We start from the raw sequence: 1,019 nt of genomic DNA, 5'->3' as shown, positions 1-1,019 counted from the left end.
TTGGGTGGTTCGTGGGTACTTATTGTGTGCATGAGTAGGGCGACGACCTGGCCTACAGCGAGCCTGGTCGGCGGCGCCGTCAGATGGTTATAAGGGACAGGACCAGGTCGGGGCCGACGCCGAGCTGGGACATGGCGACGGCGGGGGCCTGCAGGATGAGGAACAGCAGGCCCAGCACCATCCCGTAACCGGACAGCACGATCGCCTGCCGGACGGTGCGGCGGGTCAGCACACCGCGGTGGCCATGAGCGCGGTCAGGGCGAGGGCGGCGGCGATGAGCGCGTCGGCGAGCGGCCCCGACAGCGCGTCCGCGGACTGGGTGCTCACGGCGGGTTCACTCCGATCTGCCGGCGGCGCGTTCGACGGCCTGCCCGGCGGTGATCACGGCCGGCGGGCCGGTCGCGGTGAGCAGCACGGCGATGACGGCGAGCTTGGCGACGTCGTGCCAGGACGACCAGGGCCGCAGCGCCGTCCCGGCGATCAGCAGCGGCGCGGCCAGGACGGTGACGGGCGCGACGGTGTGCAGGCGGGCGGCGGCTGCCGCTCACCCGCGGCGCCCGCCCAGGTCAGCGCGTCGGCCAGCAGGTCAAGGCTCATCGGGGGCTTCCCTCCGCGGGGCGTCTCACAGGGTCCGGCTGAGGAACCGGGCGAACACCAGCGACCCGGCGAACGACAGCAGCGCCAGCACCAGCGCCACGTCCAGGTAGGCGGGCCGGCCGTAGGCGGCGGCCAGCAGCACCAGCACGAGGGTGACCAGCGGCCCGGTGACGATGAGCCCGGCCAGCCGCGTGGCGGGACGGCCGCGCAGCATCGCCAGCAGCGCCGGCAGCAGCGCCCCGGCCATGAGGGCGAGGGCGGGGACCGCGGTGTTCACCGCGTCGGTGGTCACAGCGCCTCCCCGCCGGGGCCGCCGACGAGGCCGGCGGCGCGCAGCCGCCGCTCGAACGGGGACGGTCCGGGGACGAGGCGGTGGACGCGCACCAGGCCCCGGCCGGGGTCGACGCCGCCGACGTAGGTGC

3 protein-coding genes are annotated in these 1,019 nt (G+C 75.3%); all 3 read right to left on the bottom strand.

The features are described from left to right. Positions 1 to 79: 79 nt before the first annotated feature. Complete coding sequence (locus tag HUX53_RS35390; RefSeq protein WP_176407635.1) at positions 80 to 232, bottom strand: hydrogenase subunit MbhD domain-containing protein; 153 nt, start codon at positions 230 to 232, stop codon at positions 80 to 82. Positions 233 to 334: 102 nt separating this feature from the next. Next, positions 335 to 481 (bottom strand): hypothetical protein, encoded by a 147-nt coding sequence (locus tag HUX53_RS43225; RefSeq protein WP_369009230.1) that lies wholly within the window; start codon positions 479 to 481, stop codon positions 335 to 337. 141 nt (positions 482 to 622) lie between these two features. Continuing rightward, the gene (locus tag HUX53_RS35380; protein WP_217920290.1) at positions 623 to 889 is read right to left on the bottom strand and encodes a monovalent cation/H+ antiporter complex subunit F; all 267 of its coding nucleotides are present in this window, start codon (positions 887 to 889) and stop codon (positions 623 to 625) included. Positions 890 to 1,019 lie beyond the last annotated feature (130 nt).

This window comes from Actinomadura sp. BRA 177, from assembly GCF_013372625.1.
Taxonomy (GTDB): Bacteria; Actinomycetota; Actinomycetes; order Streptosporangiales; family Streptosporangiaceae; genus Spirillospora.
The sequence above is the reverse complement of the archived record's forward strand: the minus strand, read 5'-3'. Positions and strand labels throughout refer to the sequence as shown.